This window comes from Psychromonas ossibalaenae ATCC BAA-1528 (assembly GCF_000381745.1).
GTDB classification, from domain to species: Bacteria; Pseudomonadota; Gammaproteobacteria; order Enterobacterales; family Psychromonadaceae; genus Psychromonas; species Psychromonas ossibalaenae.
This window is the reverse complement of record NZ_KB906968.1, coordinates 107,484-131,240: the sequence shown is the minus strand read 5'-3', so window position 1 is coordinate 131,240 and position 23,757 is coordinate 107,484. Positions and strand designations below refer to the sequence as shown.

Genomic DNA, 23,757 nt, shown 5'->3' with positions numbered 1-23,757 from the left:
TCTCAGTTATCGTGCGCTTTATAATGTGCACGGTAACTGACTGATACTAATTATATAAAATATGATAAGTAAGGCGTTATTTAACATTTCTGCAGCTTCCTGCGGGCATAGATCGTCTTTGTGAAATATTTGAGTGGTGCGCTGCTGTACTTTAATTACTATGGCTTTTTCAGTCAAAGTAGGAATAAGTATGTCACTCTCACAAGTACAGCAAAGTCAGCTTTCTGATACACAGATAATTACCGCCAGCTGCCCAAGTCGTCCCGGCACTGTTGATATAGTGACACGTTATATCTATCAACAGGGTTTCTATATTAATGAAATTCATTCATTTGATGATACTGATAAACAGCGCTTCTTTATCCGCATTGAGTTTCGCCCTGATCAGAACAATCAGTTTGACCGTGACAGCTTTATCGAGGGTTTCAGCAGTAAAGCGGCCAGCTTTGATATGGACTGGACGTTATCGAAAAAATCTTATAAATCAAAAGTGGTAATTATGGTTTCCAAACATGATCACTGCCTGAATGATCTGCTTTACCGTTATCGTACCGGAGATCTGGATATTGAAATTCCGGCTATTATTTCTAACCATCCGGATCTGGAGGAGTTAGCAAAGTGGCATGGTATTCCATATTTTCATTTTCCTATTACTAAAGAAACTAAACCTGAGCAGGAAGCTAAGGTCTGGCAGGTGGTTGAGCAGTGTGATGCAGACTTAGTGGTACTTGCGCGTTATATGCAGGTATTATCCAATGGTATGTGTAAAAAACTGTCCGGCTGGGCAATCAATATTCATCATTCTCTGCTGCCTGGTTTTAAGGGGGCCAAACCCTATTATCAGGCCTATGACAAAGGAGTGAAACTGGTGGGAGCGACGGCGCATTATGTGAGTGATGATCTTGATGAAGGGCCGATTATTACTCAGGGAGTCGAAACGGTGGATCACAGTTATTATCCGCAGGATTTAGCGGCTAAGGGCAGAGATATCGAATGTCAGACCCTGTCACGCGCAGTACGCTGGCATATTGAGCATCGTGTTTTTCTGCATGGCGAAAAGTCAGTGGTTTTTTCAAAATAAGCGTTTGTTTTAAAAAACGAGTGTGAAAACTCGTTTTTTATATTCACTATAATCTTCTGTTTTTCCTTAAACTTACAGAGATTTTCTATTAAACATGAACCGCAGCGCGGTTTTCGTGCGATACAGGTATAACAGCCGGGTCGGCCAGCCGAGTGCGGTATTTAATACTATATTGGACAACAAAGACTCAAAGTGCGTTGAATTATAGAAATCGTTAACATTGGTCCTATCAAATTTATGGAGACTTCTACGGAAAATTAGCCAAGTTACAAATTCATATAGTTGTCGTATATCTTATCAAATTCACCACTTTCTTTTAGTTTGCTCAAGCCAAGGTTGAAATCATCCCGTATTTTTTTGTCTCTAAATACAGGGCGGTAATCATCAGGGTTGGGGGAGGTAAATTTGTGCTCATCAACTTCATGCACTTCTAGGACATTCATTAAATTCATTTGTTTAACAAAGAACCGGAATATATAACGATCACTTAATACGACATCATATCGACCATAATGTAGTAGTTTTACTTGCGTCAATTGATCACTAATACCATAAAACCGATCTTCTTCCTGCACTTTTTTCAGCCATTTGGGGTATCGTTTATCGGCTCCTTGAAAAGACACCACATTTAGTAAATCTAAATCGTTAGGCTTTTCTATGGAAATAGCTCGACTTTTCAAGGTAATAAAAACGTTATCATAGATTACTGCGGGATCGCCATAAAACCCGCCTTGTGACTCTAAATCTACTCCCATGTCGCCCATTGCAGCACTGACTAGCTTATTAGTAAAGGCGATGGGAACTCTGCCTAAGGGGAAGTAGAGTGGTTTTAGCGTATGACCTTTATAAGCCAAAGCTGCCGCAATGATATCTATTTCAATACCCTTACTATGTTTCTGAAAAATATAGGGGGGAATATCCTGACTAAATGCCATTAAAACTTCTTTAGCATCAGTTATGCAAGGCAATAAAGTACTTAGCAATACTACGCTGTATTTAAGTGCTGATATTTTCATTATTAAATTAAACCGGGGTATACACAGTTACTAGTATATTACATGAATAAAAAAATGCTTACTGAGCTGCATAAAAGCAGCCGAACCTGACTTGTCTTTTACCATCTCCTGTCTTTTCTCTAAAGTTGTGGCTTGGTAAGTATTTACGATGCTGGAAGAGGGGGAAGTTGCTTTAATATATAGCTTTTTCGTATGCCCCCTAAGCCTCAGCTAGTAATTCGCTGTTGTCTAAAGGTGGGGGAGGTGAGGCGATGCAGTAGACAGAATATTTATGAGAGCTGGCGACCTTGATCCTTCCAGTGTGTCTGTTCGTATGGGTCACTACAACAGATTAAGCTCCTAATCACTCGTTTTTTCTCTGAATTCACAGAGGTCTTCAATGATACAGCTGCCGCATCTTGGCTTTCTGGCAATGCAGGTATAACGGCCGTGTAAAATAAGCCAGTGATGTACATCGACTTTAAATTCAGCCGGGATCACCTTTAATAACTTCTCTTCTACGTGATCAACATTTTTTCCCATGGCCAGTTTAGTGCGGTTGGAAACGCGGAAGATATGGGTATCAACAGCAATAGTCGGCCAGCCGAATGCAGTATTTAATACTACATTTGCGGTTTTTCTACCAACACCGGGCAGAGCTTCCAGCGCTTCTCTGTTCTCCGGCACCTGACTGTTATGTTGTTCAACCAGCATCTGGCAGGTTTTGATAACGTTAGCCGCTTTACTGTTATAAAGGCCGATGGTTTTAATATAATGTTTTAAGCCGTCTAATCCTAATGCAGCAATCGCTTCCGGTGTATTAGCTATGGGGTAGAGTTTATCGGTGGCTTTATTAACCCCCACATCTGTTGCCTGTGCAGATAAAATAACCGCGATTAATAATTCAAAGGGCGTACTGTAATTCAGCTCAGTCTGCGGTTTGGGGTTATTGTCGCGTAAGCGGGTTAATATTTCGCGGCGCTTTTCTTTATTCATTATTTTTCAGCCCTCAGGTCAATGCTGTTTTTTACTGCAATGATTAAACCCATAATAATAAAAGCGCCCGGCGGAAGAGCCGCCAGTAAAAAGCTGGTATCGGTATGATAGAGAGTGATAGTTAAGAACTGTGCCCAGTCGCCTAATAGTGTTTCTATGCCGTCAAACAGGGTGCCTTGGGCTAAAATTTCGCGGCTTGCGCCTAATAAAACCAGTACTGCGCTGAAACCGAGGCCCATCATCAATCCGTCAAAAGCGGCATGGCTGATGCTGTTTTTTGATGCAAATGCTTCTGCACGGCCGATAATAATACAGTTAGTTACGATCAGCGGAATGAAAATACCCAGAGACAGATAAAGTTCGTAGATAAATGCATTCATAAGCAGCTGAATACAGCTTACTAATGAGGCGATGATCATAACAAAAACGGGAATACGAATCGCTTTAGGTACATGATTACGAATCAGTGAGATCAGTGAATTTGATGCAACAAGCACAAACAGTGTCGCTAAACCTAAACCTAATGCATTGGTTAATGTATTACTGACCGCCAGCAGGGGACATAAACCCAGCAGCTGTACAATACCTGGATTGTTTTTCCATAATCCCTGATACATTAACTCTCGGTAAATACCCGGCTCTGGTTCTGCTGTCTGCTGAGTTTCAATCTCTTCTACCTGCTGGTTCATTGCTTTTCTCCACAGTCTGCCGGGTGGCTGAACAGCTGTTGTTTATTATCCTGAAAATAGATTAATGTGTCTTTGACCGCAAGCGTCACTGCCCGGGGGGTGATAGTTGCCCCGGTAAATGCATCAAAATCGCCGTTATTCTTTTTAACTTCCCAGCGCTGTGCCTCGGACTCGTGATAAAATTTTCCGGTAAATGAATTTATCCAGTTTGATTTGCTGAGCTGAACTTTATCACCAAGCCCGGGAGTTTCTGTATGACGAGTAACCCGAACACCGGCTACTTCTCCATCTTTATAGATGCCGACCAGTATTTTTATTTCCCCGGCATAACCGCGCAGAGTGCTTGCTTCTAAGAATACTGCAATGGGCAGTTGATCTTTTTTAGCGATAAATACCTGCTGCGGCTCTTTACTGCCTAACAGGTTTTCATCTGTGACCGTAAAGCAGGTAGCAAAAATATCATTATCATAAGACTCTTCCGGGATAAGCTGGTTGAGTGTCTTTAATAAGGCTTTCTGCTCCTGCTGGGCAATGACCGGCTTGGTCAGTACACTGACAACAGCAATACAAGCGGTACAGACAACGGCAAAAGCAGCTAATAATAAAGCGTTGCGGCTAATAGTAGGGAACATATTAAGCACGTCCTCCGTAAACTTTTGGCTGGGTGTAATAGTCGATGAGCGGCACACACATATTGCCGAGCAGTACTGCAAAGGCAACGGCATCGGGATAGCCGCCGATATTACGAATGATAACCACAATTAATGCGATTAATAAACCATAAAAAATACGTCCTTTTACTGTGGTGGCTGCTGTGACCGGATCCGTTAAGATGAAAAATGCCCCAAGCATAGTTGCACCGGAAAAAATATGAAACAGCGGTGAGATATTAAGATCCGGATTATAGGCAAAAGCGATAAATGAGAAACTAACCAGACCGGCTAGAAAAGCTGCCGGGATATACCACTGAATTACACGCTTATATAATAAAACTAACCCGCCGAATAAAAATCCGATATTAACCCACTGAACAGCCTGTGCAGATGAAGCTTTAAACTCTGCACTGTTAAGCATTTCTGTGATGGTAAAACCAGAGCGCAGTGCATTACGGGCTGTATCAAGGGGGGTTGCCATGGTTAAGCCGTCAATGCTGACACTGATCTGGGCTACCGTATATCCGTCTAATGTAAAGCCGCTTAAAAAGGCGCTTAACTGATCCATAAAGGTCAGTGAAAAAGGATGTAATGACTGTACCGGGATCCATGAGGTCATTTGTACTGGAAATGAAATCAGCAGCACTACATAGGCGGCCATTGCCGGATTAAACAGATTTTGCCCCAGTCCACCGTACAGTTGTTTAACAAAAATCACGGCAAAGGCTGACCCTATTACAACAATCCACCATGGTGATAACGGCGGAATCGAAACGGCTATCAGTAAACCGGTTAACAATGCACTGCCGTCTTTTAAGCTTGGTAAAACCGGACGCTTGCGTAACTTTAATATCAGCGCTTCACTGCTCAGCGCAACCACTGCAGCCAGTGATATCTGTAATAAATTACCAATGCCGAAGAAATAACTTTGTAAAAACACACCGGGAATTAAACACAGGATCACCATCAGCATAATTTGCGAAGTGTTTCTTCTCTGGCGCTGGTGCGGAGAGCTTGAATTCATAAATGCCATCTTTATTGATCCTTTTGTGCGGTCTGTTTGGCTTTTGCTTTGGCAACAGCCGCCGCTATTTTAGCTTTTTTATCTTCAGCTGCCGTGGAGTTTTTCTCTACAGCTGTATCTAAATTGTTTTCTACTGTTTCTTTTGTCTGCCGCTCATCTTTCTGTTCTTGTTTTTCCTGCTTATGTAAGCGTGCCTGCTCCTTGCGTTTTTCACGGGCTGCAATAACGGTGCTGTTATCCGGTTCATTTTGTGAAGCTGCTTTTTTGGCTTTAGCTTTGGCAATCGCCGCCGCTACAGCTGCTTTTTTAGGGGCGGCCGGCGTTTCTTCTGCGGATGCAGTTTCGGATTTCTGCTGTGCAGCTGCTTTTTTGGCTTTAGCGCGGGCAATGGCTGCAGCGACGGCAGTTTTTTTAGGATCAACCTGCGCTTCTTCTCCAATGGCCGTTTCGGAGTTTTGCTGTGCAGCTGCTTTTTTGGCTTTAGCGCGGGCAATGGCTGCGGCGACGGCAGCTTTTTTAGGATCAACCTGCGTTTCTTCTGCAGCTGTTTCAGATTTTTCCTGTGCAGCTGCTTTTTTAGCTTTAGCGCGGGCAATGGCTGCAGCGACGGCAGCTTTTTTAGGATCAACCTGCGTTTCTTCTGCAGCTGTTTCAGATTTTTCCTGTGCAGCTGCTTTTTTAGCTTTAGCGCGGGCAATGGCTGCAGCGACGGCAGCTTTTTTAGGCTCAACCTGAGTTTCTTCTCCAGTATCTGACTGTGAGTTTTGCTGTGCCGCTGCTTTCTTGGCTTTAGTACGGGCAATAGCCGCCGCCACTGCATCATTTTTAGGTTTATCAGTCGTATCTGCAGCTGTACTTTCAGATGCTGCTTCAGCTAAGGCTGCTTTTTTAGCTTTCGCCCGGGCGACGGCTGCCGCAGCTGCACTTTTCGGCGTATTGGTCTGTTCATTATTTTCATTTTCCGTGCTATCCGATTTTTTAGCTTTAGCGCGTGCAAGCGCTGCTGCAATTAAGTCTTCACCGCCGTTTTTCTTTTTTAACTGCTGTTTACGTTTTTCAGCTGCTTGTTTGTGTTTGGCCTGGCGGTCAATTTTTGCCTGCTCTAACCGTGCTTCACGGTTCTCATGACGAATTCGCGCCGTTTCTGCTTTTTTAGCTTCCTGTACCGCGGTATTAATTTCTGCTTTAGCAATACGGTAATATTCAACCAGAGGGATATTACTTGGACAGACAAAGGCACATGCGCCGCACTCAATACAGGCCGACAGGTTATAATCATTTAGCTTATCGTGGTCTTTACTTTGTGAGTACCATAATAACTGCTGCGGCAGTAATAAAGCCGGACAAGCGTGTGCACATTCGCCACAGCGGATACAGGGCATCTCTGCGGGAGGGACCGGCATTTCCTGTGCTGTTGGAGCAAGAATACAGTTACAGGTTTTAGTAACCGGAATATCCCCATGGCTGATGGAAAAGCCCATCATAGGTCCGCCGATAATAAGCTTCTGGGCTGCGTCACTATTGAACTGATATTTATCTAACAGGTACTGAATCGGCGTACCGATCCGTACGCTGGCATTACCTTTTTTACGCAGGGCATCACCCGTTAAGGTGACAATACGGGAAGTTAAAGGTTTTCCGTTAATAACCGCTTCTTTTATGGCAAACACAGTACCGACATTCTGCATGACAATGCCAAGCTCGGTAGGATGCTTACCTAGCGGTGTTTGTCTGCCGGTAATGATTTCAATTAACTGCTTTTCACTGCCGGACGGGTAAAGCGTCGGAATAGTACGGATAATCAGTTCTGCTTTAAGTGTTAACTGTATTTTCTGCAGAGCTAAATGCAGTGCTTCGACTGCTTCTGGTTTATTATCTTCAACCGCAATAACGATTAATTTCGGCTGCAGGATATGCTCGAGCACTTCAATGCCCTGAAAAACCTCCTGAGCATGTTCCTGCATCAGGCGGTCATCTGCTGTAATATACGGCTCACATTCAGCCGCATTGATAATAAGCAGTTTTATGCCGTCAGTATGTGAAAGTTTTAAATGGCTTGGAAAGCCTGCTCCGCCGAGTCCGACAATACCTGCATGCTGAATAGTTTCAATCAGGGCTGCGCTGGGTGTATTCCGGAAATTATCCGGTTTGTTATAAGCAATGCTTCTATCTAAACCGTCGGTTTTTATCACAATAGACAGAACTGCTAAACCGGAGGGATGAAGGTCGGTACGCTTTTCTACCGCATAAACAATACCTGAGCTGCTGGCATGCTGTACTACCATGGCACCGTACACCTTAGTCAGTGCTTGTCCTTTTAATACCGGGTCACCGACTTTAACTAATAGTTCCGGGCTATGACCTTTATGTTCAATGCCGATAACTAAAAATTCGGGAATACCTGCATCGCAGATCGCACTGCCGCTGCTTTGAATTTTATTTTCCTGAGGGTGAACGCCGCCGTGGAAATTCCATTGTTTTCCAGAAGATATATGTGCAAGCTGCTCTTCACTGAGCAGGTTAATCGATTGTGTTGTCATGCTAGAGCTCAGTGTTAATTTTTGTTGGAATACGGTTGAGATCCCACTGCCAGTTTTGTGTTGTTAAAGCAATCGGGTTCATATCAATACAGTCTGTCGGACACGGTGCCACACATAATTCGCAGCCGGTACATTCATCGCTGATCACTGTATGCATCTGCCGGGTTGAACCTATAATGGCATCAACCGGGCAGGCCTGAATACATTTAGTGCAGCCGATACACTGATCTTCGCGAATAAAAGCGACTAATTTGGGTTTTTCTTCACCGTCCAGTGCCTGTGGTTCGATACCCATTCTTTCTGCCAGCTGCTCCATAACGGCCTTTCCACCGGGCGGGCATTTATTGATTTCTTCTCCGTCTGCAATTGCCTGCGCATAAGGCTTGCAGCCGGGGTAACCGCACTGACCACATTGTGTCTGCGGTAAAATGGCATCTAACTCTTCAACAATGGGATCTTCTTTTACTTTAAAACGTATTGAAGAGTAGCCCAGTAAAGAGCCGAACAGGGCGCCTAAAATTCCAAGCGTTAAAATGGCGATAGCAATGCTGATTATCATTTATATGTATTCCGTTTCGTCAATCTATTATTTAATTAGGCCGGTAAAGCCCATAAAGGCAAGAGACATTAAACCTGCGGTGATCATGGCAATGGATGCGCCTTTAAAAGGCAGAGGTACATCGGAGGCGGCTAAGCGTTCGCGCATCGAGGAGAAAAGTACCAGTACTAAGGAGAAACCGACTCCGGCACTGAATCCGTAAACAATCGACTCAACAAAGTCGTGTCCTTCATTTATATTAAGTAATGCAAGACCTAAAATGGCACAGTTGGTGGTGATCAGTGGCAAAAATATGCCCAGCAGGCGGTATAAAGTGGGGCTGGTTTTATGCATTACCATTTCGGTGAACTGCACAACCACTGCAATGACTAGAATAAAACTCAATGTCTGCAAATAAAGCAGGTCCAGCGGCAGCAGTATAAAGTTATTAACAATATATGAGAGAGCTGCGGTTAATGTCAAAACAAAAGTAGTCGCAAAGGACATGCCTACGGCTGTCTCTACTTTATTAGAAACGCCCATAAACGGACACAAACCCAAAAATTTCACTAATACGAAATTGTTAACCAGCACAGTACCGAAAAATAGTAAAAAATAATCACTCATAAAAATTTTATTCCATTACCTGTGTAAGTGTATTGCGCAGGCCAAAAAAAACGGGCCTTATTATAGCAGTAAAACAGCAGATGATAAGTGCAAAAACAGCCGGATAAGGCATATATAGCCTATTGCTTGTGCATAATCTAGGTTTTTTTTGTTTATCACTTAATGCCCGGATATCCGATACAGCGATAGTGATTACTACCGTTGCAAATTCCCGCTAAAATAGCTTCCTAAAATTGCAATAAGCAGAAAGAAAAAGGGTTGTGAATAAAGTGCTTTTTATTAATTTTTGATAGCTCTGTGGATCTTTTTAAATTACTTAATAACCACCTAATTCGAAATTTGATTTATATCAATGCTCAACATATAGTGTTATGTATGATTCGCCACCACTAGATATTGTGTCTTACTGTTGTCATGGAGCCCCTGTTATGAAACCTGTTGTTATTAAACGAGATGGTAGTCAAGTCCCATTTAATGCCTTACGTATAGCTGAAGCTATTTTAAAGGCGTCCGGTGCGGCGCGCTGTAAAGGTGTTGATGCATTTGCCGTTGCCAATGAAGTTGAAGGGCAGTTACAGGGGCAGGTTGAAGTTGATATTCATGATATTCAAGATGCTGTTGAAGAGTGTCTAATGAAAAGCGGTCATACTGAACTGGCCCGCGTCTATATTGAATACCGCCATGACAGAGATATTGCACGAGAGCGTAAAAGCCATTTAAACAGTGAAATCTACGGTCTGATTGAACAGAGTAATGCTTCTTTACTGAATGAAAATGCTAATAAAGACAGTAAGGTTATCCCTACACAGCGTGATCTTCTGGCTGGTATTGTTGCTAAACATTATGCAAAATCACATATTTTACCCCGTGATGTAGTACGTGCTCACGATAAAGGTGAACTACACTATCACGATTTAGATTACGCACCGTTTTTCCCTATGTTTAACTGTATGTTAATTGATATTAAAGGGATGTTTACTAAAGGTTTTAAAATGGGTAATGCTGAGATTGAAGAGCCGAAATCAATCTCAACAGCAACAGCTGTGACTGCACAGATTATTGCTCAGGTTGCCAGCCATATTTACGGCGGCACCACAATTAACGGCATTGATACTACGCTTGCGCCTTATGTCTCTAAAAGTTACCAGAAACATTTAGCAACAGCAGAAGAGTGGGGAATAGCTGAGCCTCAAGCTTATGCTTCTCAACAAACTGAAAAAGAGTGTTTTAATGCTTTTCAGTCGCTTGAATATGAAGTGAATACACTGCATACGGCAAACGGGCAGACACCTTTTGTAACCTTCGGTTTTGGTCTGGGTACCAGCTGGGAAGCGCGTTTAATTCAAGAGTCTATTTTCAAAATTCGTATTGCCGGTTTAGGTAAAAATCGTAAAACTGCTATTTTCCCTAAACTGGTTTTTGCTATCAAAGACGGTGTAAACCATAAAAGCACGGATCAGAATTACGATATTAAGCAGCTGGCATTACAATGTGCTTCAAAACGTATGTATCCTGATATTTTAAACTACGAAAAAGTAGTTGATGTAACCGGCTCATTTAAAACGCCGATGGGCTGCCGCAGCTTCCTAGGTACTTACGAAGAAAATAATGAGCTGATCCATGACGGTCGTAACAACCTGGGGGTTGTAAGTCTTAACTTACCGCGTATTGCTTTAGAAGCTGGTGGTGATCAGCAGGCATTTTATCAGTTATTAGATACGCGTTTAAATATTGCTAAAAAAGCATTAGATACACGTATCGAGCGTTTGTCTGAAGTGAAAGCGAGTGTTGCACCTATTCTATATATGGAAGGTGCCTGCGGTGTGCGTTTAAAAGCGGACGATTGTATTGCAGAAATCTTTAAAAACGGACGCGCTTCTATTTCTCTTGGTTATATCGGTCTGCATGAAGCAATTAATGCGCTGCACGGCTCTGATGGTCATCTTTTTGATGATAAAGAGAAGCAGGCAAATGCAATTGCAATGATCCGTTATCTGAAACAGGCAACAGAGCGCTGGACTGAGGAAACGGGGTACGGCTTCAGCTTATACTCAACACCTTCTGAAAACCTCTGTGACCGTTTCTGCCGCTTAGATGCTAAACAGTTTGGTGTTTTAGAAGGCGTAACAGACAAAGGTTATTACACTAACAGCTTCCACCTGGATGTTGAAAAGTCTGTAAATCCTTACGATAAACTTGATTTTGAAATGCCTTATCCGGAAATCGCCAGCGGCGGCTTCATCTGTTACGGTGAATACCCGAATATGAAGCATAACCTTAAAGCGTTAGAAGACGTCTGGGATTACAGTTATTCACGTGTCCCTTACTACGGTACCAACACACCGATTGACGAGTGTTATGTCTGTGGTTTTCATGGCGAGTTTGACTGTACCAGTAAAGGTTTTGTCTGCCCGAGCTGCGGCAACTCTGATTCTGAGAAAGTCGCAGTAACACGCCGTGTGTGCGGTTATTTAGGCAGCCCCGATGCCCGCCCGTTTAATGAAGGTAAACAGGAAGAAGTTAAACGCCGCGTTAAACACCTTTAAATTCTATATTTAGTAACAACTTAAAAACACCTCACATGCAGTGGGGTGTTTTTGTTTCAGGAGCCCCCATGAATTACAGTAAATATTACCCTATCGATGTCCTCAACGGTGAAGGAACCCGCTGTACACTGTTTGTTTCCGGCTGCATTCATAACTGTAGAGGCTGTTATAACCAGTCAACCTGGTCGCCTGATGCTGGTGAACTGTTTACTGAAAAGCTTGCTGATCAGATAATCACAGACCTTAACGATCCGCGTATCAAAAAGCAGGGGTTGACTCTGTCCGGTGGTGATCCGCTCCACCCGGCTAATGTTGAGCAGGTATTAAAGTTAATTAAGCGTGTTAAAGCTGAATGTCCCGGTAAAGATATCTGGATGTGGAGCGGCTATCTGTTAAATGAACTGACGGAGCCGCAGCAGGAAGTAGTAGAGCTGATTGATGTATTGATTGACGGAAAATTTGAACAGTCCTTAGCTGATGCCAACCTGCAGTGGCGCGGAAGCTCTAATCAGGTGATTCATTATTTAAAATCAAAGTAGGCGGCTGACAGCTTGAACTGCGGCTTCCAGCCTGCTGTCTCTGCACAGCAGAAACAGCGGTCTGCTCCCATATAATTATCATGAATTAAGAAAAACAACAGCAGCACATTTTATTTGCCGAAAAGATTAGCTATGCTCAGAAGAGTAGTCGTGCTTAAAAATAGGGTTGGCAAATAGATGGCAAGTATTCTTGATACCGTGGATCAACGAACAAACTTAGTGGGTGAAAACCGGCTTGAACTGCTTTTGTTTCACCTGCAGGGCAGGCAGTTGTTTGCTATTAATGTGTTTAAAGTTAAAGAGGTTGTTAAGCTGCCGGCTTTAAACAAACTTCCTAATTCTCACCCCAAGATTTCCGGTGTTGCTGCGATTCGCGGTGAATCAATTCCTGTTATTAATTTAAGAGAAGCTATAGGTCTTAAACCGCTGCCGGTTGATGAACAGTGTAATCTGATTATTACTGAGTATAACCGCACCGTGCAGGGATTTTTAGTCGGAAAAGTTGAACATATTGTTAATATGAACTGGGGGGAAATAATGCCGCCGCCAGGCTCTGTTGGACGAAATCATTACCTTACCGCTATTACCAAACTCGAACGGGAAGGTGTGGTAGAGCTGGTGGAAATCATTGATGTTGAAAAAGTGCTGGCGGAAATTGTAGAGTATAAACTGAGTATTTCTGAAGGCGTTGTTGATACTGAGATTTCTCAAGAATTTATCGGCTGCAAAATTCTCCATGTTGATGACTCCTCGACCGCGCGCAAACAGGTTGACGGTACCCTGTCGCAGTTAGGTATTGAGATCATTCCTGCCTGTAACGGCCGGCAGGCGTTAGATATTCTGCAGGGCTGGGCAGATCAGGGCAAGAAGGTTGAAGATGAGATTCTGATGCTGATAACAGATGCTGAAATGCCGGTAATGGACGGCTATAAATTAACCAATGAGATCCGTAATGATCCGCGTATGGCCGGGCTGCATATTGTTTTAAACACTTCATTGAGCGGCAGCTTTAATCAGGCTATGGTTGAAAAAGTAGGCTGTGATGATTTTTTATCTAAATTTCAACCTGATTCATTAGTTGAAGTTGTGCAGAACAGACTTAAAGCCAAACTTGCGAAAACAGACTGAGTTTACCTGAGCCGCTGTCATTAACAGTACAGCGGCTTTTAGGTGCCTGCTATTAGCTCTCTGCTGCTAACAGGTTATCTAACCCGTCAAGTAGTTCATCCAGCTGGTTAAGTAGGATCCTGTCGCCGACAGCCGCTGATTGAAGAATCTTATTCACTTGATTATGCAGATCTGCCGGGACTTTTGCACAGTTCTGCAGTACATAGTTTAATACTTTTTTCTCTCCTGGATTCATCACCTTATTAACTGCATAGAGCACATCAAAATAACTGGCAAACAAGGCCGCCAGACGATGATTAATACTGAGCAGATCCTGACGATCTAAGGCTTTTTTAATCTGCGTATAATAGGACGGAATGACATCTCTTAATACCGGCTGGTTTTTGCTTATAATCGCCTGTTTTAACGGCTCAGGGTAGCTGACTTTATATTTATTCTGTAACTGCGTGAACCAGCCGCTGCGGTCAAACAGTATTTTTGAGTCGGACACTGTCTGCCAGAAACAGGTTGTATAACCCATATTAGCCTGGTGGGAAATAAGCAAGCGCTGCAGCTGCTCTTCTATCCATGATTTATCCCAGTAAATAATATCAACTTCAATACCAGTTTCTAAATCAAACCACTGATCACCAAGATCCCAGAAGGTAAGGTTGAGATCGGCTTTACTCGCTCCCAGCTTATCGACAATCTCCTGACGTGCTGCCAGCGAGATTGTTTCACTTGAGTAAATATAAAGATCAATATCGGAATGTTTATCTAAGCTGCCGCTGGTTTGAGAGCCGCCTAGGGCGATCGCTTCCACGCACTCTATTGCTTTAAACTTTTCACTGATCTTATTTGCTAAGGTTAGATAGACAGATTCACCGTGGCTCACAAATTTCTCCTTTAATTTTAATAAGCTGTGTTTGTTATGTTTTTTTTACAATGCATTTATATTACCTTATCTGTTTTGCATTTTAGTGGGCTGGCGCACATTTTTTACTGTGTTTTTAAGCGCTTATAAACTGCTGTTAGTGTGGCGGAGGTGTCCGCCGGCTGTTAAAACCTGCTGCAGCTGACGAATAAGCAGGCCCCGGCTTATTATTGATCATCACAGTTTGCACATTGCTCAACTAATCATTAATCTAGCCCTACTTAACAAGCCATAATTTTCGTAACTTTATTAAATAAGACTAGACTTAAAGATGAGTGATAAAAATACCCCTCAAACTGGTAATGAATCAGCGACGATCGAAAGGTCTGTTACTAAGCTGGTTCCACCTTCGATGTATAACGTGTTACTGCATAATGATGACTATACACCGATGGATTTTGTAATTGATGTGTTACAGCGTTTCTTCAGACTGGATAATGAGAGCGCTACCGAAGTCATGCTCAATGTTCATTATAAAGGAGTGGGGATCTGCGGTACCTTTACTGCTGAAATTGCGGAAACAAAAGTAATGCAGGTAATGAATTATGCGAAACAAAATGAACACCCGTTACGATGCTCAATGGAAAAAGAATCGTAAGTATTATGCGGCATTCGGTATTCTCAGTAATTAACCCAGCAAGGGGCGTTTATGTTAGATAAAGCGTTAGAAAACAGTTTAGATTTAGCCTTCCGTATTGCTTTTGAAAAATCGCATGAATTTATGACAATCGAGCATCTGCTGCTGGCGCTGCTGGAAAATGATGAAATTAAAACATTATTCACAGCCTGCTCCGTTGATATTGTTTCTCTGCATTTAGAAATCATGACCTTTTTAGAAACAACCCCGGCCATACCGGAAGTCCGTAACCAGGAAATTGAAATTCAGCCGACCATTGCATTTGAACGTGTGCTGCAGCGGGCTATCTTTCATGTGCAGTCATCGGGCAGCAGTGAAGTCTCAGCAGGCAGTGTGCTGGTTGCTATTTTTAGCGAGCAGGAATCACAAGCCGTGTACTTCTTGAAAAAAGCGCACCTTTCTCGTCTGGATGTAGTTAATTATATTTCCCATGGTATCAGCAAGTCAGCAGATTCAGCTCCTGATGTTTTCGAAGAGCAGGAAACCAGTGAAACTGCGGTTGAACAAAATGATGATATGCCGTTCACTATTAATCTTAATGAACAGGTTGAAGCTGGTGTTATCGACCCCTTAATCGGGCGTGACAAAGAAGTTGAACGCTGTGTACAGATATTATGCCGCCGCCGTAAAAACAACCCACTGCTGGTTGGTGAGGCCGGAGTGGGGAAAACAGCGATTGCTGAAGGCCTGGCTTACCGGATTGTTAATAAAAATGTACCGGATGTTATTGAAGATAATATTATCTACTCACTTGATATGGGCGCGTTACTGGCGGGCACTAAATACCGCGGAGAATTTGAGCAGCGCTTTAAAACCGTATTAACGCAGCTTGAAACACAGGAAAATGCGATTTTATTTATTGATGAAATTCATACTATTATCGGAGCCGGGGCTGCCACCGGTGGACAGCTTGACGCGGCTAATTTATTAAAACCATTATTAAGCGGCGGTAAACTGCGCTGTATGGGCTCAACGACTTATAAAGAGTTCGGGCAGATTTTTGAAAAAGAGCATGCTTTATCACGCCGTTTTCAGAAAGTGGATGTACTTGAACCTTCAATAAAAGAGACCGGGCAGATCCTGTTAGGTTTACGCTCCCGTTATGAAGATCACCATAGTATTCGTTATACCACTAAGGCATTGATGGCGGCCGCTGAGCTCAGTGCAAAATATATTAATGATCGCCATCTTCCTGATAAAGCGATTGATGTTATTGATGAAGCCGGATCGCAGATGCGTTTATTGCCTGCGAGTAAACGTAAAAAAACCATTGGTGTATTAGAAATAGAAACAATTATTGCCAAAATTGCCCGAATTCCGCAAAAATCAGTGACTAGTTCGGATAAAGATCAGCTGGCTAAATTACCGGAACGTTTAAAAATGACCGTATTTGGTCAGGATAATGCCATTGATGTGTTAACTGATGCGATACACCTCAACCGTTCAGGTTTGTCTGAAGAGTTAAAACCCATTGGCTCCTTCCTGTTTGCCGGGCCTACCGGTGTCGGTAAAACTGAAGTGACGCAGCAGCTTGCTAAAGCGATGGGGGTAGAACTTTTACGTTTTGATATGTCGGAATATATGGAGAAACATACGGTTTCCCGCTTATTAGGCGCACCTCCAGGCTACGTAGGTTATGAGCAGGCCGGTTTGTTAACCGATGCGGTTGTTAAGCACCCCTATGCGGTACTGCTGTTAGATGAGATAGAAAAAGCACACAGCGATATCTATAACATCTTATTACAGGTAATGGATCACGGTACATTAACGGATAATAACGGCCGTAAAGCGGATTTCAGAAATATCATTCTGGTGATGACAACCAATGCCGGCGTACGTGAAACAGAGAAGAAGAGTATTGGTTTTAAAGATCAGAAAGATTCACATAAAGCCGTCGACGAAATTAATAAACTGTTTTCCCCTGAATTTAGAAACCGTCTTGATAATGTTATCTGGTTTAATCATCTTGAGCTGGATGTTATCTATCAGGTTGTTGATAAATTTATTGTACAGCTGCAGGCGCAGCTTGATAAAAAACAGATTTCCATGGAAGTGACTGAGCCTGCCCGTAAATGGCTGGCAGAACATGGTTATGATCGTGCTATGGGCGCTCGTCCTATGGCAAGGCTGATTCAGGAGAAACTTAAGAAACCTCTTGCGAACGAGATCTTATTTGGTGAACTGCAGGACGGCGGCAGTGTCACGGTATCTCTTGGGGAAAATGGTAAAAGTGTAAAATTTGAATATGCGAAAACATTAGAGTTGAGCAGCTGATCTAACAGAGGTATTTCAGGTAATAAAAAACCAGCTTATGCTGGTTTTTTATTAGGCTTTTGAACTGTTGTCAAAAACCGGATATTCGCTGCTGTTAATAATTAACGCGCACGGAATACGATACGACCTTTAGATAAATCGTAAGGTGTAAGCTGTACTGTTACTTTATCACCAGTAAGAATACGGATGTAGTTTTTACGCATTTTACCTGAGATATGTGCTGTAACCATGTGGCCGTTTTCTAATTCTACACGGAACATTGTGTTAGGCAGTGTATCTAAGATTGTGCCCTGCATTTCAATACTGTCTTCTTTTGCCATTGGCGATGGATCCTTTGTATTTTATATTGTGCTAATTTCAATCGGCGCATAATGCCAGAATTATGCGGTAGGGTAAAGGATTGTTGCTTATTTATTGAACCACTTTACGTAATTATATTAACTATATTGATTTATCAAAATCAAACCACTGGCCGTCAATGAAACGCTGATGTGGATTAAACTGTGTTTTGTAGTTCATCTTCTGACAGTCTTCTATGTAATATCCCAGATATAACCAGTCTACAGCATGCTTTTTAGCTAAATCTAACTGTTTTAAGACAGCAAATTTTCCTAGAGAGCAGGCGCTGTAATCTGGGTCATAAAAACAGTAAAAAGCGCTCCAGGCAGTGCTGTCGGGATGCTTTATCAGATCGGTAACACTCACGGAAATAAGTTTGTTTTGATCGTAAATTTCAATAAAAATGCTTTTATTCCAGGAAGATTTAATAAAATCCTCATACTGTTCTTGCGATGCGGGAAACATCGGGCCGTCAGAGTGTGTCTGCTGGATATAACGCTGGTATAAATGAAAATACTCTTCTTTGACGCTGTGACTGATTTTAACCTGCAGGTTTTTGTTTTTATTTAACAGGCGTTTCTGACTGCGTGATTTTTTAAACTTAGTGACTGGAATCCGCAATGACTGGCATGCTTGACAGTGTTCACAGTGTGGACGGTAGACCTGATCACCGCTGCGCCGAAAACCATTGGCCAGCAAAGTAGGGTAAAAGCTTCTGGCATTTAACTGCGGGTCGATAAGCATAATAAGTCGTTCCTTCTGATCCTTTAAATAAGAGCAGGGGAAAGATTTTGTGATACCTACATTTAATGACGCTGTTGGTGAAGTCAAAATATACCTATTGATGATTTAATTAAGTGAATTCTCCTGCTGCTGAAGGTCTATCTCCAAGCTGCCGGCATGTAAATTAACTATTACTAATTTACTAGGTCTTTGTTATCGTTACTACTAACTGTTCCAAAAGGGTAGCAAAAATGAATGTACAAACAACAATCGAAAAAAAAATAACTGCAGGCATTACTGCTGAATTTTTAGAGATTGAAAACGAAAGTTATCGCCACGCTGTACCTGATAATTCAGAAACCCATTTTAAAATCGTGATTGTAAGTGAAATGTTTGATTCATTGTCACTGCTGCAGCGTCATCGTTTAGTGAATAAGCTCTTAAAAGATGAGCTGGCCGGTCCGGTTCACGCACTGGCTCTGCATACTTATACTCCCTTTCAATGGGATGAAAAACACAAAATAGCACCCGATTCTGCCGACTGTTTAGGCGGAGGAAAATAACTACATATCAGGGGGGAGGTTCTTCAAGAGTGAATTAAACGGGCAAATAAAGCTTAAATCAGACGTTTTATGTCCGTTGATAACATTAATTAACATAAAATGTTAAAAAACATTTATTTATGTAAATTTATTTCACATGAAAGTTTGAACTAGAGTCAGTAAGCTCGTCATTACTAATAGCAATCGCTCTCGCTATAGTGGTATTATGTGCCGGAATTTTTTCGTCTACTTGTTAATTGGTTGTTAATTTAAATATTTTAATCACATAACTGGTAATGTTTTTATGCCGCAAGGCATCTAACTTTTCTTCCCGTAAACATAGTGCAAGAGAATATGATTACTATAAAAAAAGGACTGGACCTCCCTATATCAGGAGCGCCAGAGCAGATAATTCAGAATGGTCCCGCCGTTACTGAAGTTGCTATACTGGGTGAAGAATATGTTGGCATGCGTCCGTCAATGGCTGTTAAAGCCGGTGACACTGTAAAAAAAGGTCAGGTTCTTTTTAGTGATAAAAAGAATGCCGGCGTTAAGTTTACCGCTCCAGCATCTGGTGTAGTTAAAGAGATTAATCGTGGCGCAAAGCGTGTTTTGCAGTCAGTTGTTATTTCAGTTTCAGGTCAGGACAGTATTACTTTTCCGACTTTTGCAAGCACACAATTAGCGGATATAGAGCGCGGTAAAATTGTTGAAAATCTGGTTGAATCAGGGGCCTGGACTGCACTTCGCACTCGCCCGTTCAGCAAAGTGCCTGAAATAGAGGCAATCCCGGCTTCGATCTTTGTAACCGCAATGGATACCAACCCGCTAGCGCCTGATGCCGAGCTGATAATCAATGAAAATCAGCAGGCATTTACAGACGGTTTGGCGTTATTATCACAATTAACAGGCGGTAATGTTTATGTCTGTAAAGGTGAAAGCAGCCTGCCGAAATCGCCGCTGAAAAATGTTCATGAGAAAGTCTTCTCAGGTGTTCATCCTGCCGGATTAGCCGGTACACATATCCACCTTATTGATCCGGTTTCGCTGACTAAGCAGGTCTGGTCAATTAATTACCAGGATGTGATTGCATTTGGTCTGCTGTTTACCAGCGGTGAGCTGTATACCGATAAAGTTATCTCTTTAGCGGGCCCTGCGGTTAAAAAACCTCGACTGCTGCGAACGAACATGGGCGCATCAATTGCTGAATTAACTGCTGGTGAACTGCTTCAAGGTGAGGTCCGAGTTATTTCAGGCTCTGTATTATGCGGTGTTAGTGCTTTTGGTCCCCATGCTTTCCTCGGCCGTTACCATAATCAGGTATCAGCACTTGTTGAAGGTTATGAAAAAGAGTTATTCGGCTGGGGAGCTCCCGGCTTTAATAAACACTCTGTTGCTAACGTATTCCTTTCTGCACTGAATAAAGCTAAACGTTTTGCTTTCACAACCACAACAGGCGGCAGTAAGCGTGCGATGGTACCAATCGGTCAGTATGAGCGCATTATGCCGCTGGATATTTTACCGACTATGTTACTGCGTGATCTGATTGTCGGCGACAGCGACGGGGCGCAGACATTAGGCTGTTTAGAATTAGACGAAGAAGATTTGGCATTATGTACTTATGTTTGCCCAGGTAAATATGATTACGGTTCAATCTTACGCAGCAACCTAAGCAAAATTGAGAAGGAAGGCTAAGAATGAATCTTAAGCATATACTTGAGAAAATGGAGCCGCATTTCGAAGCAGGAGGCCGTTATGAAAAATGGTATGCCCTGTTCGAAGCAACTGCTACATTTTTCTATACTCCCGGGCTGGTAACTAAAGGCATTACCCATGTACGTGACGGTATCGACCTTAAACGTATGATGATTTTTGTCTGGTTAGCCACATTCCCAGCGATGTTTTTCGGTATGTACAATACTGGCATCCAGGCAAATGAAGCTATTATCGGCGGATTTAGCGCATTAGATGACTGGCGCGTAGCAATTCTAGATATCCTTGGTGTGACCATGGGACCCGGCGCAGGCTTATTGGATAACCTGTTATTCGGTGCTATGTACTTTGTACCTATCTATGCAGTCACTTTTATTGTCGGCGGTTTCTGGGAAGTTCTTTTTGCCAGTGTGCGTAAACACGAAGTAAACGAAGGATTCTTCGTTTCATCTGTTTTATTCGCATTAATTGTTCCTGCTACTATCCCGTTATGGCAGGTCGCATTAGGTATTACCTTCGGTGTTGTTGTCGCTAAAGAAATTTTCGGCGGAACCGGGCGTAACTTCTTAAATCCTGCGTTAGCCGGTCGTGCATTTTTATTCTTTGCATACCCGACTGATATTTCTGGTGATGCGGTCTGGACTGCAGTAGACGGTTTCTCCGGTGCAACTTCTTTAAGTGTTGCTTCACAAGGTGGTCTGGATGCGGTTGCACAGTCAGGATTAACCTGGATGGATGCTTTTCTGGGTAATATGCAGGGCAGTATCGGTGAAGTTTCTACATTAGCTATTTTAATCGGTGGTGCGTTTATTGTTATTACCGGTATTGCATCATGGCGCATCATTGCCGGTGTAATGATCGGCATGGTAGCGGTTTCAACCCTGTTTAATATTATCGGAAGCGATACCAACTATATGTTTGAACTGCCTTGGTACTGGCATCTAGTGATGGGCGGCTTTACATTTGGTATGGTATTTATGGCAACCGACCCGGTTTCTGCATCATTTACCGATAAAGGCAAATGGTCCTACGGTATTTTGATCGGTGTGATGGTTGTACTTATCCGTGTTGTTAATCCAGCCTTCCCTGAAGGTATGATGTTAGCAATTCTATTTGCTAACCTGTTTGCACCACTATTTGACTACTTTGTTGTGCAGGGAAATATCAAACGGAGGTTGTCTCGTAATGTCTAATCAACATGAAACATTCGGCAAAACAATGACGGTTGTACTGGCAGTCTGTCTAGTCTGTTCAATCATTGTTGCAGGCGCGGCGGTCGGCTTACGCTCAACGCAGCTTGCTAATAAAGAAAAAGATAAGCAGAACAACATCCTTGCTGTAGCCGGGTTAGAAACAGATAAAACAATTTCTGAAGTTTTTAGCTCTAACATTCAGACAAAACTGGTTGATTTATCAACGGGTGAATTTGTTGAAAATGTAGATGCTGCAGGTTATGACCAGCGTAAAGCTGCTAAAGATCCTGCACAAAGCATAAAACTGAGCGCAGAGCAGAATGTCGCTAAAATTGGTCGTCGTGCTAATCTAGCGACTGTTTATCTGGTATCTGACGATAACGGGCAGCTGCAGCGTATCATTTTACCTGTGCATGGTGCCGGTTTATGGTCAACTATGTATGCATTTGTAGCAGTTAAAGCAGATGGTAATACCATTGAAGCTTTAACTTATTACGATCATGGCGAAACTCCCGGGCTAGGCGGCGAAGTTCAAAACCCTCGCTGGCGTTCACTTTGGGTCGGCAAGCAGCTGTTTGATACTCAGGGGAAACCTGCCATTAAAGTGGTTAAAGGTCAGGCTCATGCAGGTTCAAAACATGAAGTTGATGGTCTTTCCGGCGCGACGTTAACGGCAGTTGGGGTTCAAAATACCTTTACATTCTGGTTAGGCGAGCAAGGTTTTGGTCCGTTTCTTAGCAAAGTTCGTCAAGGAGCACTAAACAATGGCTAATTCAAATGAGTTGAAAGCAGTATTAACCTCTCCGGTTGTTAATAATAATCCGATTGCACTGCAGATATTGGGTGTTTGTTCCGCGTTAGCGGTGACCAGCACGTTAGAAACAGCGGTTGTTATGACCATGGCGGTGATATTTGTAACGTCATTTTCAAATCTGTTTATCTCAACGATTCGTAATTACATTCCAAATAGTGTGCGAATTATTGTACAGATGGCGATTATTGCATCACTGGTTATCCTGGTTGATCAGGTATTAAAAGCATATGCTTTTGCTATTTCTAAACAGTTATCTGTTTATGTTGGTCTGATCATTACTAACTGTATTGTGATGGGGCGTGCAGAAGCATTTGCGATGAAAAATAAACCCTTCCCAAGCTTTATGGATGGTATCGGTAACGGTCTAGGTTACGGTTTCATTCTTATTCTGGTTGGTGGTTTCCGTGAGCTGTTTGGTTCAGGTGCGTTATTTGGAATTGAAATTTTACCATTAACTTCAAACGGCGGCTGGTATCAAAGTAATGGTCTATTACTGCTTCCTCCAAGTGCTTTCTTTATTATTGGCGGCATTATCTGGGTGATTCGTACGATTAAACCAGACCAAGTAGAGCCAAAGGAGTAATAAAATGGAACATTATTTAAGTATTTTTGTTCGTTCTATTTTTATAGAAAATATGGCGTTAGCTTTCTTCCTAGGCATGTGTACTTTTCTTGCTGTTTCTAAGAAAGTTAAAACATCTATGGGTTTAGGCGTGGCGGTTATCGTGGTACTGGGTATCGCAGTACCGGTTAATCAGCTTATCTACTTTAACCTGCTAGCGCCTGGTGCACTGGCGTGGGCTGGTTTACCAGATGCCGATCTTAGTTTTTTAGGCTTTGTCACTTTTATCGGTGTTATTGCAGCCTTAGTGCAGATTCTAGAGATGGTATTAGATAAACATTTTCCGGCTTTGTATCAGGCATTAGGTATTTTCCTACCGCTTATTACTGTTAACTGTGCAATATTCGGCGGTGTATCATTTATGGTGCAGCGTGAATATAACTTATTAGAGTCGGCTGTTTATGGTGTTGGTAGTGGTGTGGGCTTTACATTGGCAATTGTTGCATTAGCGGGTATTCGTGAAAAAATGAAATACGCTGATGTACCAGACGGTTTACGTGGTTTAGGTATTACTTTTGTTACTGCAGGGTTGATGGCATTAGGGTTTATGTCGTTCTCTGGTATTCAACTGTAATTGTTAGTGTTTAATCTATTCGAATTAACGGAGGCTTAGGCCTCCCTTAGAACAAGG

23 protein-coding genes and 1 pseudogene are annotated in these 23,757 nt (G+C 42.5%); 12 read left to right on the top strand and 12 right to left on the bottom strand.

Annotated features, from left to right (window positions below):
- Positions 1-190 precede the first annotated feature (190 nt).
- Positions 191-1,081 (top strand): formyltetrahydrofolate deformylase, encoded by an 891-nt coding sequence (gene purU / locus G327_RS0101715; protein ID WP_019613034.1) that lies wholly within the window; start codon positions 191-193, stop codon positions 1,079-1,081.
- Positions 1,082-1,140: 59 nt separating this feature from the next.
- Here purU and G327_RS27290 read toward each other — a convergent pair.
- The 9 genes and pseudogenes from G327_RS27290 to rsxA form a co-directional block, all read right to left on the bottom strand.
- A pseudogene (locus tag G327_RS27290) lies at positions 1,141-1,218 on the bottom strand (endonuclease III); the annotation flags it as partial.
- 129 nt (positions 1,219-1,347) lie between these two features.
- On the bottom strand, positions 1,348-2,097 hold the full coding sequence (locus G327_RS0101710; protein WP_033297712.1) for a substrate-binding periplasmic protein: 750 nt from the start codon (positions 2,095-2,097) through the stop codon (positions 1,348-1,350).
- 339 nt (positions 2,098-2,436) lie between these two features.
- Positions 2,437-3,072, bottom strand: coding sequence for an endonuclease III (nth, locus tag G327_RS0101705; protein WP_019613032.1), 636 nt, complete (start codon positions 3,070-3,072; stop codon positions 2,437-2,439).
- Positions 3,072-3,761 (bottom strand): electron transport complex subunit E, encoded by a 690-nt coding sequence (locus G327_RS23845; RefSeq protein ID WP_019613031.1) that lies wholly within the window; start codon positions 3,759-3,761, stop codon positions 3,072-3,074. The genes nth and G327_RS23845 overlap by 1 nt, the downstream gene beginning before the upstream one ends.
- Positions 3,758-4,393, bottom strand: coding sequence for an electron transport complex subunit RsxG (rsxG, locus tag G327_RS0101695; RefSeq protein WP_019613030.1), 636 nt, complete (start codon positions 4,391-4,393; stop codon positions 3,758-3,760). Before rsxG ends, G327_RS23845 begins: the two co-directional genes overlap by 4 nt.
- A gap of 1 nt (position 4,394) precedes the next feature.
- Positions 4,395-5,447, bottom strand: a complete 1,053-nt coding sequence (rsxD, locus tag G327_RS0101690) for an electron transport complex subunit RsxD (protein WP_019613029.1) — start codon at positions 5,445-5,447, stop codon at positions 4,395-4,397.
- 2 nt (positions 5,448-5,449) lie between these two features.
- On the bottom strand, positions 5,450-7,978 hold the full coding sequence (gene rsxC / locus G327_RS0101685) for an electron transport complex subunit RsxC (RefSeq protein WP_019613028.1): 2,529 nt from the start codon (positions 7,976-7,978) through the stop codon (positions 5,450-5,452).
- Position 7,979: 1 nt separating this feature from the next.
- Positions 7,980-8,537 (bottom strand): electron transport complex subunit RsxB, encoded by a 558-nt coding sequence (gene rsxB / locus G327_RS0101680; RefSeq protein ID WP_019613027.1) that lies wholly within the window; start codon positions 8,535-8,537, stop codon positions 7,980-7,982.
- Between the two features lie 27 nt (positions 8,538-8,564).
- Positions 8,565-9,143: an electron transport complex subunit RsxA gene (gene rsxA, locus G327_RS0101675; protein ID WP_019613026.1), complete on the bottom strand. Its 579-nt coding sequence runs from the start codon at positions 9,141-9,143 to the stop codon at positions 8,565-8,567.
- 428 nt (positions 9,144-9,571) lie between these two features.
- Between rsxA and nrdD the strand changes: the two genes are divergently transcribed.
- The 3 genes from nrdD (at position 9,572) to G327_RS0101655 (ending at position 13,356) form a co-directional block, all read left to right on the top strand.
- The gene (nrdD, locus tag G327_RS0101670) at positions 9,572-11,689 is read left to right on the top strand and encodes an anaerobic ribonucleoside-triphosphate reductase (RefSeq protein WP_019613025.1); all 2,118 of its coding nucleotides are present in this window, start codon (positions 9,572-9,574) and stop codon (positions 11,687-11,689) included.
- Between the two features lie 68 nt (positions 11,690-11,757).
- Positions 11,758-12,228 (top strand): anaerobic ribonucleoside-triphosphate reductase-activating protein, encoded by a 471-nt coding sequence (gene nrdG, locus G327_RS0101665; protein WP_019613024.1) that lies wholly within the window; start codon positions 11,758-11,760, stop codon positions 12,226-12,228.
- 177 nt (positions 12,229-12,405) lie between these two features.
- Positions 12,406-13,356 carry a chemotaxis protein CheV gene (locus G327_RS0101655; RefSeq protein ID WP_019613022.1) on the top strand — a complete coding sequence of 317 codons (951 nt, stop codon included), beginning with the start codon at positions 12,406-12,408 and terminating at the stop codon, positions 13,354-13,356.
- Between the two features lie 52 nt (positions 13,357-13,408).
- Here G327_RS0101655 and G327_RS0101650 read toward each other — a convergent pair whose 3' ends face one another.
- A complete protein-coding gene (locus G327_RS0101650) occupies positions 13,409-14,230 on the bottom strand; it encodes a nucleotidyltransferase domain-containing protein (protein WP_019613021.1) in 822 nt (273 codons plus the stop codon).
- Between the two features lie 310 nt (positions 14,231-14,540).
- Here G327_RS0101650 and clpS point away from each other — a divergent pair, with 310 nt between their 5' ends.
- Together clpS and clpA are read left to right on the top strand one after the other, a co-directional pair.
- Complete coding sequence (gene clpS, locus G327_RS0101645) at positions 14,541-14,867, top strand: ATP-dependent Clp protease adapter ClpS (RefSeq protein WP_019613020.1); 327 nt, start codon at positions 14,541-14,543, stop codon at positions 14,865-14,867.
- Between the two features lie 51 nt (positions 14,868-14,918).
- The gene (clpA, locus tag G327_RS0101640; protein WP_019613019.1) at positions 14,919-17,180 is read left to right on the top strand and encodes an ATP-dependent Clp protease ATP-binding subunit ClpA; all 2,262 of its coding nucleotides are present in this window, start codon (positions 14,919-14,921) and stop codon (positions 17,178-17,180) included.
- A gap of 101 nt (positions 17,181-17,281) precedes the next feature.
- Here the strand turns inward: clpA and infA are convergent, their stop codons facing one another.
- Together infA and G327_RS0101630 are read right to left on the bottom strand one after the other, a co-directional pair.
- The gene (gene infA / locus G327_RS0101635; protein ID WP_019613018.1) at positions 17,282-17,500 is read right to left on the bottom strand and encodes a translation initiation factor IF-1; all 219 of its coding nucleotides are present in this window, start codon (positions 17,498-17,500) and stop codon (positions 17,282-17,284) included.
- Positions 17,501-17,621: 121 nt separating this feature from the next.
- Positions 17,622-18,350 (bottom strand): arginyltransferase, encoded by a 729-nt coding sequence (locus G327_RS0101630; RefSeq protein ID WP_033297711.1) that lies wholly within the window; start codon positions 18,348-18,350, stop codon positions 17,622-17,624.
- A 143-nt stretch (positions 18,351-18,493) separates the two neighbouring features.
- On the opposite strand from G327_RS0101630, the gene G327_RS0101625 reads away from it, so the two are divergent.
- The 6 genes from G327_RS0101625 (at position 18,494) to nqrE (ending at position 23,700) form a co-directional block, all read left to right on the top strand.
- Complete coding sequence (locus G327_RS0101625; RefSeq protein WP_019613016.1) at positions 18,494-18,805, top strand: BolA family protein; 312 nt, start codon at positions 18,494-18,496, stop codon at positions 18,803-18,805.
- 333 nt (positions 18,806-19,138) lie between these two features.
- Positions 19,139-20,479 carry a Na(+)-translocating NADH-quinone reductase subunit A gene (locus G327_RS0101620; RefSeq protein ID WP_019613015.1) on the top strand — a complete coding sequence of 447 codons (1,341 nt, stop codon included), beginning with the start codon at positions 19,139-19,141 and terminating at the stop codon, positions 20,477-20,479.
- A gap of 2 nt (positions 20,480-20,481) precedes the next feature.
- The gene (locus tag G327_RS0101615) at positions 20,482-21,690 is read left to right on the top strand and encodes an NADH:ubiquinone reductase (Na(+)-transporting) subunit B (RefSeq protein WP_019613014.1); all 1,209 of its coding nucleotides are present in this window, start codon (positions 20,482-20,484) and stop codon (positions 21,688-21,690) included.
- Positions 21,683-22,462: a Na(+)-translocating NADH-quinone reductase subunit C gene (locus tag G327_RS0101610; protein WP_019613013.1), complete on the top strand. Its 780-nt coding sequence runs from the start codon at positions 21,683-21,685 to the stop codon at positions 22,460-22,462. The genes G327_RS0101615 and G327_RS0101610 overlap by 8 nt, the downstream gene beginning before the upstream one ends.
- On the top strand, positions 22,455-23,087 hold the full coding sequence (locus tag G327_RS0101605) for an NADH:ubiquinone reductase (Na(+)-transporting) subunit D (RefSeq protein WP_019613012.1): 633 nt from the start codon (positions 22,455-22,457) through the stop codon (positions 23,085-23,087). The genes G327_RS0101610 and G327_RS0101605 overlap by 8 nt, the downstream gene beginning before the upstream one ends.
- Positions 23,088-23,091: 4 nt before the next feature.
- A complete protein-coding gene (nqrE, locus tag G327_RS0101600; protein WP_019613011.1) occupies positions 23,092-23,700 on the top strand; it encodes an NADH:ubiquinone reductase (Na(+)-transporting) subunit E in 609 nt (202 codons plus the stop codon).
- The last annotated feature ends 57 nt before the right edge of the window (positions 23,701-23,757 follow it).